At 63.1% G+C, this 17194-nt stretch carries 14 protein-coding genes; all 14 read right to left on the minus strand.

All coding sequences use genetic code 11. The features are described 5' to 3' along the window. Nucleotides 1-10 precede the first annotated feature (10 nt). Nucleotides 11-397 carry a 50S ribosomal protein L22 gene (gene rplV, locus Q0743_RS08825; protein WP_008136353.1) on the minus strand — a complete coding sequence of 129 codons (387 nt, stop codon included), beginning with the start codon at nucleotides 395-397 and terminating at the stop codon, nucleotides 11-13. Nucleotides 398-407: 10 nt separating this feature from the next. Beyond that, nucleotides 408-686, minus strand: coding sequence for a 30S ribosomal protein S19 (gene rpsS, locus Q0743_RS08830; protein ID WP_008136357.1), 279 nt, complete (start codon nucleotides 684-686; stop codon nucleotides 408-410). A gap of 12 nt (nucleotides 687-698) precedes the next feature. Then, nucleotides 699-1532 (minus strand): 50S ribosomal protein L2, encoded by an 834-nt coding sequence (rplB, locus tag Q0743_RS08835; protein ID WP_024342450.1) that lies wholly within the window; start codon nucleotides 1530-1532, stop codon nucleotides 699-701. A 12-nt stretch (nucleotides 1533-1544) separates the two neighbouring features. Next, entirely contained in the window at nucleotides 1545-1847 is a 303-nt protein-coding gene (locus Q0743_RS08840; RefSeq protein WP_027564406.1) for a 50S ribosomal protein L23, read from the minus strand. After that, nucleotides 1844-2464, minus strand: coding sequence for a 50S ribosomal protein L4 (gene rplD, locus Q0743_RS08845; protein ID WP_011088150.1), 621 nt, complete (start codon nucleotides 2462-2464; stop codon nucleotides 1844-1846). The genes Q0743_RS08840 and rplD overlap by 4 nt, the downstream gene beginning before the upstream one ends. Nucleotide 2465: 1 nt before the next feature. After that, complete coding sequence (gene rplC, locus Q0743_RS08850) at nucleotides 2466-3176, minus strand: 50S ribosomal protein L3 (RefSeq protein ID WP_298241157.1); 711 nt, start codon at nucleotides 3174-3176, stop codon at nucleotides 2466-2468. A 51-nt stretch (nucleotides 3177-3227) separates the two neighbouring features. After that, on the minus strand, nucleotides 3228-3536 hold the full coding sequence (gene rpsJ / locus Q0743_RS08855) for a 30S ribosomal protein S10 (RefSeq protein ID WP_002712302.1): 309 nt from the start codon (nucleotides 3534-3536) through the stop codon (nucleotides 3228-3230). Between the two features lie 81 nt (nucleotides 3537-3617). Continuing rightward, a complete protein-coding gene (gene tuf, locus Q0743_RS08860) occupies nucleotides 3618-4808 on the minus strand; it encodes an elongation factor Tu (protein WP_128926343.1) in 1191 nt (396 codons plus the stop codon). A 40-nt stretch (nucleotides 4809-4848) separates the two neighbouring features. Further along, entirely contained in the window at nucleotides 4849-6921 is a 2073-nt protein-coding gene (gene fusA / locus Q0743_RS08865) for an elongation factor G (protein ID WP_298241158.1), read from the minus strand. A 30-nt stretch (nucleotides 6922-6951) separates the two neighbouring features. After that, nucleotides 6952-7422 (minus strand): 30S ribosomal protein S7, encoded by a 471-nt coding sequence (rpsG, locus tag Q0743_RS08870; RefSeq protein ID WP_008136420.1) that lies wholly within the window; start codon nucleotides 7420-7422, stop codon nucleotides 6952-6954. A 15-nt stretch (nucleotides 7423-7437) separates the two neighbouring features. Further along, nucleotides 7438-7809, minus strand: a complete 372-nt coding sequence (rpsL, locus tag Q0743_RS08875; RefSeq protein ID WP_007603006.1) for a 30S ribosomal protein S12 — start codon at nucleotides 7807-7809, stop codon at nucleotides 7438-7440. A gap of 874 nt (nucleotides 7810-8683) precedes the next feature. After that, complete coding sequence (locus Q0743_RS08880) at nucleotides 8684-10729, minus strand: ABC transporter ATP-binding protein (RefSeq protein WP_298241159.1); 2046 nt, start codon at nucleotides 10727-10729, stop codon at nucleotides 8684-8686. A 133-nt stretch (nucleotides 10730-10862) separates the two neighbouring features. Next, nucleotides 10863-12929 (minus strand): FAD-dependent oxidoreductase, encoded by a 2067-nt coding sequence (locus Q0743_RS08885; protein ID WP_298241160.1) that lies wholly within the window; start codon nucleotides 12927-12929, stop codon nucleotides 10863-10865. A gap of 193 nt (nucleotides 12930-13122) precedes the next feature. Next, nucleotides 13123-17194, minus strand: a 4072-nt coding sequence (gene rpoC, locus Q0743_RS08890) for a DNA-directed RNA polymerase subunit beta' (protein WP_298241161.1), incomplete at its 5' end; no start/stop codon positions are given.

The raw sequence follows: 17194 nt of genomic DNA on the forward strand, positions 1-17194 counted from the left end.
TCCTGCGCCCTTAAGCGGCGGCTTCAGCTTCGACCTGACGAACGATGATCGTCAGCTGCGAAAATGGTTTGTAGACACGGCCCGAGCGGCCGCGGCCGCGAGCGGCGAAGCGCTTCATCACGAGGCCGTTGCCGACGAAGGCCTGCGCCACGACGAGATCGTCCACGTCGAGGTCGTGATTGTTCTCGGCGTTGGCGATAGCCGATTCCAGGCACTTCTTCACGTCGACCGCGATCCGCTTGCGCGAAAACTGCAGGTCGGCGAGCGCAGCAGCAGCCTTCCGGCCGCGAATGAGCTGGGCGACCAGGTTGAGCTTCTGCGGGCTCACCCGCAGCATGCGGGCGACCGCCTTGGCCTCGTTCTCGGCGAGGCTCCGTTCGCGCTTGGGTTTGCTCATCGTTTAATCCTCAAGCCTTCTTGGCTTTCTTGTCGCCGGAGTGGCCATGGAAGGTCCGGGTCGGCGAGAACTCACCGAACTTGTGACCCACCATTTCCTCGTTGACGGCCACCGGCACGTGCTTCTGACCGTTGTACACGCCGAAGGTCAGGCCGACGAATTGCGGCAGGATCGTCGAGCGACGGCTCCAGATCTTGATGACGTCGTGACGGCCGGACGCGCGCGCGGCATCTGCCTTCTTGAGCAGAGAACCCTCGACGAACGGGCCTTTCCAGACTGAACGAACCATGTCCGTCGTTCCTTACTTCTTCCGCTTGTGGCGGCTTAGGAGAATGAATTTGTTTGTCGACTTGTTGGTGCGGGTCTTCTTGCCCTTGGTCGGCTTGCCCCACGGGGTGACCGGGTGACGGCCGCCCGAGGTACGACCTTCACCACCGCCGTGCGGATGGTCGATCGGGTTCATCGCGACACCGCGGTTGTGCGGGCGACGGCCCATCCAACGTTTGCGACCGGCCTTGCCGATCGAGGTGTTCATGTGATCCGGGTTCGACACCGCGCCGATCGTGCCACGGCAACGGCCGTGCACCAGGCGCTGCTCGCCCGAGTTCAGGCGGATGATGACGTAGTCCTGGTCGCGGCCGACGAGCTGGGCGTAGGTGCCGGCGGAACGGGCAAGCTGGCCGCCCTTCCCGATCTTGACCTCGATGTTGTGGATGATCGTGCCGACCGGCATGTTGCCGAGCGGCATGACGTTGCCCGGCTTCACGTCGACGTAGTTGCCGGCAATGATGGTGTCACCCACCGCCAGGCGCTGCGGCGCCAGGATGTAGGCCTGCTCACCGTCCTGATACTTGATCAGGGCGATGAAGCCGGTGCGGTTCGGATCATACTCGAGACGCTCGACGGTCGCGGGGACGTCGATCTTCTCGCGCTTGAAGTCCACGGTGCGCAGGGTCTGCTTGTGACCGCCGCCGCGGAAACGCACGGTGATGCGACCGGTGTTGTTGCGGCCGCCCGAGGACTTCTTGCCTTCGGTGAGCGCCTTGACCGGCTTGCCCTTGTACAGGGCCGAACGATCGACCATGACCAGCTGGCGCTGGCCCGGCGTCGTGGGGTTGAATGTCTTCAGTGCCATCGTCGTACGACCTTACAGACCGGTGGTCACGTCGATCCGGTGACCCTCTTCGAGAGTCACGATCGCGCGCTTGGAGTTCGACTGCGAACCGAGATTGCCGCGGAAGACCTTGGTCTTGCCCTTGCGGACCAGCGTGTTGACGCTCTTGACCTTGACGTCGAACAGCTTCTCGATCGCTTCCTTGATCTGCGGCTTGGTCGCCTTCGCGGCCACCTTGAACAGCACCTTGTTGTGCTCCGAGGCGATCGTGGCCTTTTCGGTCACGACCGGCGACAGGATCACGTCGTAGTGGCGAGGCTCGATGTTCTTGCTCATTTGAAGCGCGCCTCCAGCGCATCGATGGCGGCCTTGGTCAGAACGAGCTTCTGACGGCGCAGGATGTCATAGACGTTGATGCCCTGGATCGGCAGCACGTCCATGTTCGGGATGTTGCGGGCCGCGGCGGCAAAGCCGTTGTTGAGCTCGGCGCCGTCGATGATCAGCGCGTTGGTCAAGCCCAGACCCGAGAAATGGCCGAGCAGCGCCTTGGTCTTGGCGGCTTCCAGAGCCGCCTTGTCGATCACGAGCAGATCGCCGTCCTTGGCCTTGGCCGAGAGAGCGTGCTTGAGAGCGAGCGCGCGGACCTTCTTCGGCAGATCGGTGGCATGCGAACGCACCACCGGGCCGAAGGCACGGCCACCGCCACGGAACTGCGGCACGCGGGCCGAGCCGTGACGAGCACCGCCGGTGCCCTTCTGCTTGTACATCTTCTTGCCGGTGCGCCAGATCTCGGCGCGGCCCTTGGCCTTGTGGGTGCCGGCCTGACGCTTGTTGAGCTGCCACTGCACGCAACGTGCAATGATATCCTGGCGCGGCTCGAGACCGAAAATGGCGTCGGAGAGCTGGACGGAGCCGGCTTCCTTACCTTCGAGGGTGGTGACCTTCAATTCCATCTCACGCCTCCTGCGCAGCCGGAGCGGCTTCGTCGCCAGCAACCTTGAACTTGCCGGGCTTCGGAGCTTCCTTCGGCAGCGGCTTCTTGACGGCGTCACGCACGCGGATCCAGCCGCCCTTGGAGCCGGGAACGGCGCCTTCGACGAGGATCAGGCCGCGCTCGACGTCCAGCTGAACGACGCGCAGATTGAGCGTGGTGATGCGATCGACACCCATGTGGCCGGGCATCTTCTTGTTCTTCCAGGTCTTGCCGGGGTCCTGACGACCACCGGTCGAACCGATCGAACGGTGCGAGATCGACACACCGTGCGTGGCGCGCAGACCGCCGAAGTTCCAGCGCTTCATGCCGCCGGCGAAGCCCTTACCGACCGAGGTGCCGGTGACGTCGACGAACTGGCCGACGACGAAGTGGTCGGCCTGGATCTCGGCGCCGACGGGGATCATGGCATCCGCGGTGACGCGGAATTCCTCGACCCGGCGCTTCGGCTCGACCTTGGCGACCGCGAACTGGCCGCGCTCAGCCTTGGGCATGTAAACGGTCTTGCGGGCACCAGAACCGAGCTGGAGCGCGACGTAACCGTTCTTCTCTTCGGTGCGGTGGCCTACGACCTGGCAATTGCCGAGCTTCAGCACGGTCACGGGTATATGTTCGCCGGCCTCCGTGAAGACCCGCGTCATCCCGACCTTTTGTGCGATCACTCCGGAGCGCATCGGCTTGCTTCCTGTTCTTTCTGTCCGCTTACGCGAACGGGATCCAAAATCTTAGAGCTTGATCTCGACGTCGACACCGGCGGCCAGGTCGAGCTTCATCAAAGCATCGACGGTCTGCGGGGTCGGATCGACGATGTCGAGCAGGCGCTTGTGAGTGCGCATCTCGAACTGCTCGCGGCTCTTCTTGTCGACGTGGGGCGAACGGTTGACGGTGAACTTCTCGATGCGGGTAGGCAGCGGAATGGGTCCGCGGACCTGCGCGCCGGTGCGCTTCGCCGTGTTCACGATCTCGCGGGTCGACGTATCGAGGATACGATGGTCGAACGCCTTGAGACGGATACGAATGTTTTGGCCGTTCATTGCCGTGGTCTCTCTTCAGTGGGTGGCGAATAGCGAATAGCGAATGTCACCATTCGCTACTCGCCGTCCCTATTCTCGTAATTACTCGATGATCGAGGCGACGACGCCGGCGCCGACGGTGCGGCCACCTTCGCGGATCGCGAAGCGGAGCTTCTCTTCCATCGCGATCGGCACAATCAGGTGCACTTCCATCGCGATGTTGTCGCCCGGCATCACCATCTCGGTGCCTTCCGGCAGGTGCACGACACCGGTCACGTCGGTGGTGCGGAAGTAGAACTGCGGACGGTAGTTGGTGAAGAACGGGGTGTGGCGACCGCCCTCTTCCTTGGTGAGGATGTAAGCCTCAGCCTTGAACTTGGTGTGCGGCTTGACCGAACCCGGCTTGCACAGCACCTGGCCGCGCTCGACGTCTTCACGCTTGGTGCCGCGGAGCAGCGCACCGATGTTGTCGCCGGCCTGGCCCTGATCGAGCAGCTTGCGGAACATTTCGACGCCGGTGACGGTCGTCTTCTGGGTGGCGCGCAGACCGACGATCTCGATTTCCTCGCCGACCTTGACGATGCCGCGCTCGACACGGCCGGTCACGACGGTGCCGCGGCCCGAGATCGAGAACACGTCTTCAACCGGCATCAGGAACGGCTGGTCGATCGGACGCTCCGGCTGCGGGATGTACTCGTCGACGTTCTTCATCAGCTCGAGGATGGCGTCGTGGCCGAGCTTCTTGTCGGAATCTTCGAGGGCGGCGAGCGCCGAACCCTTGATGATCGGGATCTTGTCGCCCGGGAAGTCATACTTCGAGAGCAGCTCGCGAACTTCGAGCTCGACGAGCTCGAGCAGCTCCGGATCGTCGACCATGTCGCACTTGTTGAGGAACACGACGAGCGCGGGCACGCCGACCTGGCGGGCGAGCAGGATGTGCTCGCGGGTCTGCGGCATCGGGCCGTCAGCGGCCGACACGACCAGGATCGCACCGTCCATCTGGGCGGCGCCGGTGATCATGTTCTTGACGTAGTCGGCGTGGCCAGGGCAGTCGACGTGGGCGTAGTGGCGGTTCGGCGTCTCGTACTCGACGTGCGCGGTCGAGATGGTGATGCCGCGCGCCTTCTCTTCCGGCGCCTTGTCGATCTGGTCGTACGCGGTGAACGTCGCACCGCCGGCTTCGGCGAGGATCTTGGTGATCGCCGCGGTCAGCGACGTCTTGCCATGGTCGACGTGACCGATGGTGCCGATGTTGCAGTGCGGCTTGGTACGTTCAAACTTTGCTTTGGCCATTTGACTCTCCGTTCAATCGTCAGTTTTCAACCGACGACAATCAGGCAAACTTCTTCTGGACTTCTGCCGACACGTTGGCCGGCGCTTCTGCGTAGTGGTCGAACTGCATGGTGAAGGTCGCGCGACCCTGGCTCATCGAGCGCAGGTTATTCACGTAACCAAACATGTTCATGAGCGGCACCATCGCGTTGATGACGTTGGCGTTGCCGCGCATGTCCTGACCCTGGATCTGACCGCGCCGCGAGTTCAGGTCGCCGATGACCGAACCGGTGTAGTCTTCCGGGGTCACGACCTCGACCTTCATGATCGGCTCGAGCAGGACGGACTTGCCCTTCTGCAGCGCTTCGCGGAACGCCGCGCGCGATGCGATTTCGAAGGCGAGCGCCGACGAGTCGACGTCATGATACTTGCCGTCGACGAGCTGAACCTTGACGTCGACCACGGGGAAGCCCGCAACCACGCCAGAGCTCATCACGCTGTTGAGGCCCTTTTCGACGCCGGGGATGTATTCCTTCGGAACCGCACCACCGACGATCTTGGACTCGAACTCGTAACCCTTGCCGGGCTCGTTCGGCTCGACCACGATCGACACTTCCGCGAACTGACCGGTACCACCGGTCTGCTTCTTGTGGGTGTACTTGACCTCGGCCTTCTTGGTGACGCGCTCACGGAACGCAACCTGCGGCGCGCCGATGTTGGCGTCGACCTTGTAGGTACGCTTGAGGATGTCGACCTTGATGTCGAGATGGAGTTCGCCCATGCCCTTGAGGATGGTCTGGCCGGACTCCTGGTCGGTCGACACGCGGAAGGACGGATCCTCCGCGGCGAGCTTGGCCAGCGCCACGCCCAGCTTCTCCTGGTCGGCCTTGGACTTCGGCTCGATCGCGATCTCGATGACCGGCTCGGGGAATTCCATCTTCTCCAGGATCACCTGCTTGTCGGGATCGCACAGCGTGTCACCGGTGCGCGCTTCCTTCAGGCCGGCCAGCGCGACGATGTCGCCGGCATAGGCTTCCTTGATGTCCTCGCGGTTGTTCGCATGCATCAGCAGCATGCGCCCGATACGCTCCTTCTTCTCGCGGGTCGAGTTCACGACGCCGGTGCCACTCTGGAGAACGCCAGAGTAGATGCGGCAGAAGGTGATGGTGCCGACGAACGGGTCGTCCATGATCTTGAACGCGAGCAGAGCCAGCGGCTCCTTGTCGTCCGCCTTGCGCACGACCTCTTCGCCACGATCGTCGGTGCCCTTGATCGCGGGCACGTCGATCGGCGACGGCAGATAGTCGACGACGGCGTCGAGCAGCGGCTGCACGCCCTTGTTCTTGAAGGCCGAACCGCACAGCACGGGATAGAACGCACCGGTCAGCACCGCCTTGCGGATCAGGCGCTTCAGGGTCTCTTCGTCCGGCTCCTTGCCGTCGAGATAGGCGGCCATGGCGTCGTCGTCGAGCTCGACGGCGGCTTCCACCATCTTCTCGCGATATTCCTTGGCCTGCTCGACCAGATCTTCCGGGATGTCGACATAGTCGAACTTCGCGCCGAGCGATTCATCGTTCCAGATGATGCCCTGCATCTTCACGAGGTCGACGAGACCCTTGAAGTTGTTCTCGGCACCGATCGGCAGCTGGATCGCGATCGGCTTGGCGCCGAGGCGGTCGACGATGTCCGACAGGCACTTGAAGAAGTCGGCGCCGGTCTTGTCCATCTTGTTGGCGAAGACGATGCGCGGAACCTTGTACTTGTCGCCCTGGCGCCAGACGGTCTCGGTCTGGGGCTCAACGCCCTGGTTGGAGTCGAGCACGCAGACGGCGCCGTCGAGCACGCGCAGCGAACGCTCGACCTCGATGGTGAAGTCGACGTGGCCGGGAGTGTCGATGATGTTCAGGCGCTTGCCGGCCCAGAAGGCGGTCGTGGCAGCCGAGGTGATCGTGATGCCACGCTCCTGCTCCTGCTCCATCCAGTCCATCGTCGCGGCACCTTCGTGCACTTCGCCGATCTTGTGGCTCTTGCCGGTGTAATAGAGGATGCGCTCGGTCGTCGTGGTCTTGCCGGCATCAATATGCGCCATGATACCGAAGTTGCGGTAATTCTCTATGGCATGAACGCGGGGCATTGGATGTTCCTTAGATTCCGTGTTTCGCCGTTACCAGCGATAGTGCGAGAAGGCACGGTTGGCTTCCGCCATCCGGTGCACGTCTTCCCGCTTCTTGACGGCGTTGCCACGGTTGTTCGAGGCGTCCAGCAGTTCGGCCGAGAGGCGCTCGGTCATGGTCTTCTCGTTGCGCTCGCGCGCGGCCGAGATCAGCCAGCGGATGCCCAGCGCCTGACGGCGGGTCGAACGGACTTCGACCGGCACCTGGTAGGTGGCGCCGCCGACGCGACGGGAGCGAACTTCGATCGTCGGCATGACGTTCTCGAGCGCCTGCTCGAACACGCCGAGCGGGTTCTGCTTGGTCTTGGATTCGATGATGCCGAACGCACCGTAGACGATGCCTTCCGCGACCGACTTCTTGCCGGCGTACATCACCGAGTTCATGAACTTCGTGACGATGATGTTCCCGAACTTCGGATCGGGAAGAACTTCGCGCTTTTCCGCTGAGTGGCGACGAGACATGGAGCTGGTTCCCGTTTACTTCGGACGCTTCGCGCCGTACTTCGAACGACGCTGCTTACGGTTTTTGACGCCCTGGGTATCCAGAACGCCGCGGAGGATGTGGTAGCGCACGCCGGGCAAGTCCTTGACGCGGCCGCCGCGGATCATGACCACCGAGTGCTCCTGGAGGTTATGGCCTTCACCCGGGATGTAGCCGATCACCTCGAAGCCGTTGGTCAGGCGCACCTTGGCGACCTTACGAAGCGCCGAGTTCGGCTTCTTCGGGGTCGTGGTGTAGACGCGGGTGCAAACACCACGCTTCTGCGGCGACTGCTGCAGCGCCGGCACCTTCTTGCGCGACTTCTGCACTTCACGCGGTTGAGCGATCAGCTGGTTGATCGTCGGCATCCTGGCCTTACCCTTTGTTCTGTCGCGAACCCCTTCGGATCCGCTGTCTTGCCGCAGCCCGTTGCCGGGACTGCAAATTCTTTCGAGCTACCTGCCCGACGAGGCCGCCTTCCGCGGAACAATCCGCACAAAGCGAAATTGCGCCAACCGCCCCATCAACGGGCGGAAAGCGCTTCGACGCCACAGAGGACCGCAGTATTAAGGCCGGTCAGCATAAAGCCGCGGCCCGCGCACTGAGGTCATGCATCCGAATTCGATCTCAAGAGAATGGGCTCAAGAGAACTAGAATCGCACTGGCATTGCCTAGCTATGATCGACAGCGTTTGAGCGGCATTCGTCGAGGTTGGTGCCCGTCTGAGCGACCCTCGTGGATCTAGTCCTTGCGGCTCTAGTCTTTGGAGGTCTAACGGGTGGCCCGTTCCGACGCTGGCGATGCTCACCGCCTGTCGTTAAGTGAGGCGCTTTCTATAAGTGAGAATCGCTCAAGTCAAGGCGAAACGACAGTCACGAAGCGCTTCAGGAGCCTGTCAAAATAGCTGTTTGCCACCCTCCCCGCACCACCGTCATATGGGCGCGCAGCCTGCATTTCGCGAGCGCGCCGGCAATTTATATCCGGATGAAAAGAAATTTTATAAGGCTTCAGGGGGCCTTTTTATGCCCTCAATTCGTTAAGGCGCATTAATCTCTCACTTCGACCGAAATTGGCGACGGGGATTTCACCACGACGGCTGGCGGGGCCATCCGACCCGACCGACACTGCCCTGCCCGGCCCCGGCCAATCCGCATGAGAGCTATCCGGCCCAAGTCCTGGAATCCAAGCACTGACGCGCCGACCACGCGAGGCCGATGACGGGATTCGCAGAATCAGCGCGACTCACTCCTCGTCGTCGTCCTCGTCCTCGAGGTCGTCTTCGTCGTCCTCATCCCTGCCGTCATCGGCGAGAGCCGCCGCGCCATGCGGCTGGTGGATCTGGTCGTTCCAAAGCTTGCGATAGGTCCCGTTCTTCGCGAGCAGCTGGGCATGCGAGCCGCGTTCGATCGCCCTGCCCCCGGAAATCACGATGATCTCGTCCATCTCGACCACCGAGGTCAGGCGGTGGGTCGACCAGATCATGGTGCGGCCCTTGGCGACCTTGAGCAGGGTGCGGTTGATCGCAGCTTCCGTGGTCTGGTCCAGCGCCGAGGTGGCCTCGTCCAGCAGCAGCACGGAAGGATTGCGGATGATCGCGCGCGCGATCGCGATGCGCTGGCGCTGGCCGCCCGACAGGGTGTCGCCGCGCTCGCCGACCGGCGTGTCGTAGCGCTGCGGCAGGCTCATGATGTAGCGGTGGATCTCGGCCTTCCTGGCCGCCTCCTCCACCTCCTCGTCGGTCGCGCCCTCCTTGCCGAGCCGGATGTTCTCGCGGATCGACATGTTGAACAGCATGTTCTCCTGGAACACCGCCGCCATGCTCCGGCGCAGCGAATCCAGCGTCACCTTGCGGACGTCGACGCCGTCGATGGTGACGCGGCCCTCGTCGGGCACGTAGAGCCGCAGGATCAGGTTCAGCAGCGTGCTCTTGCCGGAGCCGCTCGGGCCGACGATCGCGATGCGCTTGCCCGCGTTGAGCTTGAGGCTGAGATTGTCCAGCACCGGCGTCTGGCTGCCCTCGTACTGGAAGGTGACGTGATCGAAGGTGATGTCGTTGGTGATGCGCGGCAGATCGGGAGCGCCCGGGCGGTCGGCACCGCGGGTCGGCTCGTCCAGCAGCTCCTGGATGTGGCGGATCGCGGCGGCCGAGGAGATCGACACCGGGATGAAATGCATCACATGGGCGATGTTGTAGGAGACCTCCCAGAACGCGCTCTCGAAGGTGACGAAGGTGCCGATGGTGATCTGGCCCTTGGTCGCCAGATACGCGCCGATCGCGAGCACCACGAGGTGCAGCATCAGCACCGAGATGGTGACGGTGCGCTCCACCATGGTCGACAGGAATGCGGCCGAGGCGATCTTGTCGCGCGTCGCGTCGTTGCGGAACGTGAAGAAGCCGAACATCTTGCGCTGCAGGCTGAACGCCTTGATCACGGCCTGCGCCGCGACGTTCTCCTGCACCATGCCGAGCAGCGCGCTCTCGTTGAGCTTCTGCTCGTAATTGGCCTGCACCGCCTTGGGCGTCAGAATCCGCGGGCCGATCAGCGTGATCGGGAACACCAGCAGCGCGACCACCGCGAGCTGCCAGTTCAAAAATACCATCAGGATGATGCCGGCGATCAATTCCAGAAACGGCAGCGCAGCACTGTTGGCGAAGGTCTTCACCGAGCCTTCGAAGGCAGAGAGGTCGACCGAGAAGCGCGACAGGATCTCGCCGCGCTTGGTGCGGCCGAAATAGGCCGCGGGCAGGTCCTGAACGTGCTCGAACAGCCGCTTGCGGACGTCGGAGATGATGCACGCCGCCAGCCGCGCGTCCCAGCGCTCGTACCAGACGGCGACGATGGAGGTGAAGATTCCGGCGACGGCAAGCACGCCGAGGATCTTGTACAGCGCCTGGAAATCCTCCTCGCCGAGCGCATCGTCGATCAGGAACTTGAGGCTGAGCGGCATGATGACGTTGAACAGCGTCTCGACGAAGACGCCGAACGCCACGAATGACAGCATCCGCTTGTAGTTCGAGACGAACGGCTTGACGAAGCCGACGATGGTCGCGAGCGCGCCGGCGGCTTCGCGGGCGGTGAAGACGACGAGATCCTCGTCCTCATCATCGTCGTCGAGCTCCAGCTCGTCATCCGCCTCGTCTTCGTCCTCGTCGTCCTCCTCGTCCTCGAGGTCCGGCTTGGCGGCCGCCGCGAGCTTGTCGTCGAGCTCGGCCGCCTTGTCCGCGGCGCGCTTCTGTTTGTCGGACGAGAGAGACTTGTCGTCGGGCGAGAGAGGCTTGGATGCCATGAAACCAACCGATGCTGACGGCCGGCATGACCGCAGAGAAAGCAGGACATAGCGGCAACCGCTATTGCGCTGATTCTATGCGATCAGGATGAATTCGGCAAAACAATTGGCGAATTCGACGCACGTTCCGTGGCTAGTCCTCGTCGTCCTCCTCGACCTTGTCGAAGAAGGAATAGCGCAAGGAATCCGCGTCGGCGTACCACTGCCCCGGCCCCTTGTTGGCGGCGAGCGTCGCCTCCCAGAGCGCATCGGTGCAATCCTTGCGATGCATCGACAGGTCGAAACCGTTACCGAAGAACAGCTCGGACCATTCCCACCAGGTGCCGAGCTTCTTGACGCCGCGCAAGAGGTCATAGCGGTCGATGACCGCCGAAGCCATGTCCGAGGTGATGGAGCCGAACACGAGGCCGGTCTTGACCACGCGGTTGAGCTCGCGGATCGCACGAACCACCTGCTTCGGGGAAACGTGGCAGAGGCTGGTCTCGAATACGAAATCGAAGCTGCCGTCCTTGAACGGCATGTCGGTGATCGAGCCGAGCTTGTTGTACTTCTTCAGCGCCTTCGGCGTCCTGGCGTGGATGGCGCGGTTGTTCTCGATGCCGTAGGCATCGATGCCGCGCTCGCGCAGCGCGCCCACCAGCTCGCCGCTGGCCGAGCCCGCGACCAGCAGCCTGGCGCCCTTCGTCTTGCCCCAGACGATGCCGAGCAGCTTGGTGAGGTAATCGGGATCGCTGAAGTGACGCCAGGCCTCGTGATAGGGACCGAGGCCACGATAGTTCTCGAAATAATCGCGATCGATCTTGTCGGAGAGCGGCTTGCCTTGCTCCTGCTGCGCGCGTTCGCGGCGCAGGCGCATCATCTCGGTCAGGATGATGTCGGTGGCGGCATCCGAGGAGTCGAGCAGGCCGTTCAGCGTCGAGTCGAACAGATAGTCGCCGACCACCACGATGCCGGGATGCTCCTTCGGCTCGGGCCGGTGATTGGTCATGACGTCGCGCACCGGCAGACCGCCGGGAATCGCGTTCACCGACGACAGCCAGCGGTGGATCTTGCCTTCCATGAAATGTGCGCGAGCGTCACCAAGCGAAGCCGGCAGCGATTTCAGCGCGGCGTCGATCAGCTCCTGGTCCGACAGATTGGCGAACGCGAGCGCATCGGAACCGGGGATCAGCCAGTTCAGCACGCCGTGCTTGCCGACGTCGTGGCGCGCGCCCTCGTTGTAGACGCAGCAGCCGCCGAAGGCTTCCGACATGAACCAGGCGCCGGGAATCTTCTCGCCCCAGAACGCCGCGTCGAACAGGATCGAGACACGCAGGTAATGCGCGGGACGGTCGAAATAGGCGACGTGCTTGACCATCGACTTGCGCAGCTGCTCGCCTTCCCACCCCACGGTGGCGAGCCAGGAATGCGGCAGGCAGACCAGCACGAGATCGAAGTCGCGGGTCTCCGGTCCCTTGCCGTTCATCATCTTGAGCTGGTAGCGGCCGGTCGGCGCCTTGCCCACGGTCAGGACGCGGTGGTTGAGCTGGATGTCGGCGTTGACCTCCGACTGCAGGCACTCGATCAGCTGCTCGTTGCCGTTCTGGATGGAGTAGAGGCCGATATAGCCGTCGACATCCATCAGATAGTTCTTGAGCGCGTTGAGGCCGTTGGTGTTGTGGCTCTCGGTCGCGATGTCGGAACGCGCCATCACCTTGAAGAAGCGCTTGGCGGTCTCGTCCTCGACCTCCTCGTCGAGCACCTGCTCGGCGGTCTTGTAGGCCCAGGGATTCTCATTGTCGTGCGCGCCGACACCCTCGTAATATTCGATCGGCGACATCATCTCGGCGCAGCGCTTGCGGAAGGCCTCGATCGCAGCGGCGGTCTTGGCGCCGTATCTGCGGCGCATGCCGGGGACATCGTTGAGCAGCTCGCCGCCGAGATGCACCTGCTCGGCATCCATCGGAATGGTCTGCAGCCCGAAATGCTGGATCAGTTCGCGCAGCGGATCCGGGCCGGTCATCGAGTAGTCGTAGATCTCGGCAACGCCCGCTTCGTACATCGCGGGCGCGGAATCGAACTTGCGCGTGACGATCTTGCCGCCGAGCCGGTCGGAGGCCTCGTAGATGGTGACGCGGCAGAGGTCGCCAAGCTTGCGCTTCAGATACCAGGCGCTCATCAGCCCGCCCGGGCCGCCGCCTACGATTGCCAGATCAAGCATGTGAGTTCCGTGGTCTCCGGCCCTGCCCCCGTCACGGGATCCACCGGCCTAAACTCCCCTAGCAGAAGCGCTTTTGCGCCTGAAGGAAAGATGAACAAAGGTTGATCCCGCATCGCAGCAAGGAAAGAAAGCAGCAAAAAGGCCGGCTTGCGCCGGCCTTTTCATTGTCCTCGGTATTCCTACGGATGAACGATCATTCCGCGGGCGGCAGCGCAGGAAGCTCCGCTTCCGGCGCGGGCGACACGACCGCCGCCTGCTTTTCTCGCTCGTCCAGGATCAGCTTGTCGCGCTTCATTGCGACTTCGCGGATCTTGGCCATGGAGGCGCCGGTGCCTGCCGGGATCAGCCGGCCGACGATGACGTTCTCCTTGAGGCCTTCGAGCGGATCGATCTTGCCGTTGACCGCCGCTTCCGTGAGGACGCGGGTGGTCTCCTGGAACGAGGCCGCCGAGAAGAACGAACGGGTCTGGAGGCTCGCCTTGGTGATGCCGAGCAGAACCGGCGTACCCGTGGCGACCTTCTTGCCCTCTTCCTTGGCCTTCTCGTTCAGCGCGTCGAACTCGATCTTGTCGACCTGCTCGCCGGAGATCATGTCCGTATCGCCCTGGTCGGTGACTTCCACCTTCTGGAGCATCTGACGGACAATCACCTCGATGTGCTTGTCGTTGATGAGCACGCCCTGGAGCCGGTAGACCTCCTGGATTTCGTTGACCAGGTAGGCCGCGAGCTCCTCGATGCCCTTGACCGCAAGGATGTCGTGCGGCGCCGGGTTGCCTTCCACGATGAAGTCGCCCTTTTCGACGACGTCGCCGTCCTGAAGGTGGATGTGCTTGCCCTTCGGGATCAGGTACTCGCGCGGCTCGTCGGTCTTGTCCATCGGCTCGATCGAGATGCGACGCTTGTTCTTGTAGTCGCGTCCGAACCGGATGGTGCCCGCGATTTCGGCGATGATCGCCGCATCCTTCGGACGCCGTGCCTCGAACAGTTCCGCCACCCGCGGCAGACCGCCGGTGATGTCACGCGTCTTGGCGCTTTCGGTCGAGACACGGGCGAGGATGTCGCCCGGATTGACCTTGGCACCGACGTCGACCGAGAGAATGGCGTCGACCGACAGCATGTAGCGGGCATCGCCGCCACGGGCGAGCTTGAGCACCTTGCCGTCCTTGCCCTTGATCACGATGGCCGGACGCAGGTCCGAGCCGCCGCGGGTCGAGCGCCAGTCGATGACCACGCGCTTGGCGATACCGGTGGCTTCGTCGAGCGTTTCCGAGATCGACTGCCCCTCGACCAGATCCTCGAAGCCGATGGTACCTTCGACCTCGGTGAGGAGCGGACGGGTGTAGGGATCCCACTCGACGACGCGCTGGCCGCGCTTGACCATGTCGCCTTCGTCGACGTGCAGGCGCGAGCCGTACTGGACACGATGCGTCGCGCGCTCGGTGCCATCGGCATCGACGATCGCCACCACCATGTTGCGCACCATCGCGATCAAATGGCCTTCGCTGTTGCGAGCGATCGACTTGTTCCTGATCACGATCTTGCCGTCGAAATTGGCTTCGACGAAGGACTGCTCGTTGAGCTGCGCCGCACCACCGATGTGGAAGGTGCGCATCGTGAGCTGGGTGCCCGGCTCGCCGATCGACTGCGCCGCGATGACGCCGACCGCTTCGCCGTGGTTGACCGGCGTGCCGCGGGCGAGGTCACGGCCGTAGCACTTGCCGCAGATGCCGTTGACGAGTTCGCAGGTCAGCGCCGAGCGGATCTTCACCTCCTGGACACCACCCTGCTGGATGGCTTCCAGATGGCTCTCTTCCATCAGCGTATCGCGCTTGATGATCACCTTGCCGGAGCTGTCGCGAATGTCCTCGCAAGCCGTACGGCCGAGGATGCGCGAGCCGAGCGAGGCGACCACGGTGCCGGCATCGACGATGGCGCGCATCTTGATGCCGAGCTTGGTGCCGCAGTCGCTCTGCGTGATGATGCAGTCCTGCGCGACGTCGACGAGACGACGGGTCAGGTAGCCCGAGTTCGCGGTCTTCAACGCGGTGTCCGCGAGGCCCTTACGGGCGCCGTGGGTCGAGTTGAAGTACTCGAGAACCGAGAGGCCTTCCTTGAAGTTCGAGATGATCGGCGTCTCGATGATCTCACCCGACGGCTTGGCCATCAGGCCGCGCATGCCGGCGAGCTGGCGCATCTGGGCCGGCGAACCGCGGGCACCGGAGTGAGCCATCATGTAGATCGAGTTGATGTCGGCATCGGCTCCGCTCGCCGTCTTCTTGGTGGCGGAGATCTCCTTCATCATCGCCTTGGCGATTTCTTCCGTGGCCTTCGACCAGGCGTCGACGACCTTGTTGTACTTCTCGCCATGGGTGATCAGACCGTCATTGTACTGCTGCTCGAAATCCTTCGCCAGCGTACGGGTGGTGTCGACGATCTTCCACTTGCCGTGCGGCACGACCATGTCGTCCTTGCCGAACGAGATGCCGGCCTTGAACGCGTTGTAGAAGCCGAGCGCCATGATGCGGTCGCAGAAGATCACCGTCTCCTTCTGACCGCAGTGGCGGTAGACTTGGTCGATGACGCCCGAGATCTCGCGCTTGGTCATCAGCTTGTTGATGATCTCGTAGGTGACGCGCGGGTTCTTCGGCAGCAGGTTGCCGAGCATGACGCGGCCGGCGGTGGTCTCGATCCAGCGCTTGGAGATCTTGCCGGTCTCGTCCATGCCTTCCCACCGATACTTGATCTTGGTGTGGAGGTGGATGACCTTCGCGTGCAGGGCGTGCTCGAGCTCGGCCATGTCGCCGAACACCTTGCCCTCGCCGGGCAGGCCTTCGCGCATGATCGAGACGTAGTAGAGACCGAGCACGATGTCCTGCGACGGCACGATGATCGGCTGGCCGTTCGCCGGATGCAGGATGTTGTTGGTCGACATCATCAGCACGCGCGCTTCCAGCTGCGCTTCGAGCGACAGCGGAACATGCACGGCCATCTGGTCGCCGTCGAAGTCGGCGTTGAACGCCGAGCAGACCAGCGGGTGGAGCTGGATCGCCTTGCCTTCGATCAGCACGGGCTCGAACGCCTGGATGCCGAGGCGATGCAGCGTCGGCGCGCGGTTCAGCAGCACCGGATGCTCGCGGATCACCTCGTCCAGGATGTCCCAGACCTCGGGCCGCTCCTTCTCGACCAGCTTCTTGGCCTGCTTCACGGTGGTGGACAGGCCCTTGGCGTCGAGCCGCGAGTAGATGAACGGCTTGAACAGCTCGAGCGCCATCTTCTTCGGCAGGCCGCACTGATGCAGGCGCAGCTCGGGACCGACCACGATCACCGAACGGCCCGAATAGTCGACGCGCTTGCCGAGCAGGTTCTGACGGAAGCGACCCTGCTTGCCCTTGAGCATGTCGGCGAGCGACTTCAGCGGGCGCTTGTTGGCACCGGTGATGACGCGGCCGCGGCGGCCGTTGTCGAACAGCGCATCCACCGCTTCCTGAAGCATGCGCTTCTCGTTGCGGATGATGATGTCAGGTGCGCGCAGCTCCATCAGCCGCTTCAAGCGGTTGTTGCGGTTGATGACGCGGCGGTAGAGATCGTTCAGGTCCGAGGTCGCGAAGCGGCCGCCGTCGAGCGGCACCAGCGGACGCAGGTCCGGCGGGATCACCGGGACCACGGTCATGATCATCCATTCCGGCTTGTTGCCGGAGTGGCGGAACGCTTCCACGATCTTCAGGCGCTTGGCGAGCTTCTTGTGCTTGATGTCGGAGTCGGTCTCCTGCATCTCGACACGAAGCGAGGCTTCGAGCTTCTCGAGGTCCATGCCCTTGAGCAGCTCGCGGATCGCCTCGGCGCCGATCATGGCGGTGAACGAGTCCTGGCCGTACTCGTCCTGCGCCTTCAGATACTCGTCTTCAGACAGCAGCTGACGGTCCTTGAGCGCGGTGAGGCCCGGCTCGAGAACGACGTAGTATTCGAAATAGAGGATCCGCTCGAGATCCTTCAGCGTCATGTCGAGCAGGAGGCCGATGCGCGAGGGCAGCGACTTCAGGAACCAGATGTGGGCGACCGGGGCTGCGAGCTCGATATGGCCCATGCGCTCGCGCCGGACGCGCGACAGCGTGACCTCGACCGAGCACTTCTCGCAGATGATGCCCTTGTACTTCATGCGCTTGTACTTGCCGCACAAGCACTCGTAATCCTTGATCGGCCCGAAGATGCGGGCGCAGAACAGGCCGTCGCGCTCGGGCTTGAAGGTGCGGTAGTTGATGGTCTCC

The organism is uncultured Bradyrhizobium sp. (genome assembly GCF_936943645.1).
In the GTDB taxonomy this organism is placed as follows: domain Bacteria; phylum Pseudomonadota; class Alphaproteobacteria; order Rhizobiales; family Xanthobacteraceae; genus Bradyrhizobium.